The sequence below is a fragment of the Thermococcus sp. genome (assembly GCF_027063845.1).
In the GTDB taxonomy this organism is placed as follows: Archaea; Methanobacteriota_B; Thermococci; order Thermococcales; family Thermococcaceae; genus Thermococcus.
The window spans coordinates 1-1,223 of record NZ_JAMOQU010000047.1; the positions used below are offsets into that span (position 1 = coordinate 1).

3 protein-coding genes are annotated in these 1,223 nt (G+C 54.8%); all 3 read left to right on the plus strand.

Annotated features, from left to right (window positions below):
* Positions 1-156 (plus strand): adenosine-specific kinase (locus MVO87_RS03410; RefSeq protein WP_297552192.1); only part of this gene is annotated, 156 nt, incomplete at its 5' end.
* Positions 157-196: 40 nt separating this feature from the next.
* On the plus strand, positions 197-748 hold the full coding sequence (locus MVO87_RS03415) for an XTP/dITP diphosphatase (RefSeq protein ID WP_297512609.1): 552 nt from the start codon (positions 197-199) through the stop codon (positions 746-748).
* A gap of 59 nt (positions 749-807) precedes the next feature.
* Positions 808-1,223: Lrp/AsnC family transcriptional regulator (locus MVO87_RS03420; RefSeq protein ID WP_297552194.1), on the plus strand; the 416-nt coding region annotated here is incomplete at its 3' end.

Here is a 1,223-nt window from a genome sequence, read left to right on the forward strand (position 1 = left end):
AGTGAGAACCCCTTCCAGGTCATCGTTGCCGAGACCGACCTCGGACGGAGCGTCCTTGGAGTTGTTGACGGCAAGGCGGCCAACAAAATAGAGACCGAGGAGCAGAGGAAGGAGCGCAGGGAGCTCGTTCAGAAAATCGGCTACACCATCGACTAAACCTTTTAATCCTATTCTCCCCCTTTTCTCCGGTGGTCTCATGAGGCTGGCGTTCATAACATCCAATCCCGGCAAGGTTGAGGAAGCCAGGAAGTACTTCAAGCCCCTTGGAGTCGAGGTCTACCAGCTCCACTTTGAGTATCCTGAGATACAGGCGGACACCCTTGAGGAGGTTGCAGAATACGGCGTGAGATGGCTGGCGGAGAGAATTGAGGGTCCCTTCTTCCTCGACGACTCGGGCCTCTTTGTAGAGGCGCTCAAGGGCTTCCCCGGTGTCTACTCGGCCTACATTTACAAGACCCTTGGCTACAACGGAATCCTCAAGCTCCTTGAGGGAGAGACCAACAGAAAAGCTTACTTCAAGAGCGTCATAGCCTACTGGGACGGTGAGCTTCATATCTTCACAGGTAGGGTTGACGGTGAGATAACGACCGAACCGAGGGGAAGCGGCGGCTTCGGCTTCGACCCAGTGTTCAAGCCGGATGGATTCGATAAGACCTTTGCCGAAATGACAACCGAGGAGAAGAACGAAATCTCCCACAGGGGACGGGCGCTGAGGGCCTTTGCCCAATGGCTAAGGGAAAACCTTTAAATAAGCCTTCTCATCAACCTCATGCGATTGGAATTGAATAGGTGACGAAGGGGGTCGCGATGACGGGCAACCTTGATGCCATCGACCTTAGGCTTTTGAAGGAACTGCGCGAGAACGCGAGGGAGAACATAGCGAGCCTCAGCAAGAAGCTCGGGATACCGAGGACGACGGTCCACTACAGGATTAAGCGCCTCCTCGACGAGGGGATAATAGAGAAGTTTACGGTGAAGCCCAACTACAAGAAGCTCAACCTCGGCACGACGGCCTTCATACTCGCCAGATATGACCCCGACTCAGGTCTCACCCAGAGGCAGGTCGCCGAGAGGATAGCGGCACTCGAAGGGGTCTACGAGGTTCACATAATAGCCGGTGAGTGGGACCTCCTCATAAAGGTCCGCGCCCCCAGCTCCGAGGAAGTCGGTAAAATCGTCGTTGACAAGCTCAGGGAAATAAAGGGCATAGGCCAGACGGTAAC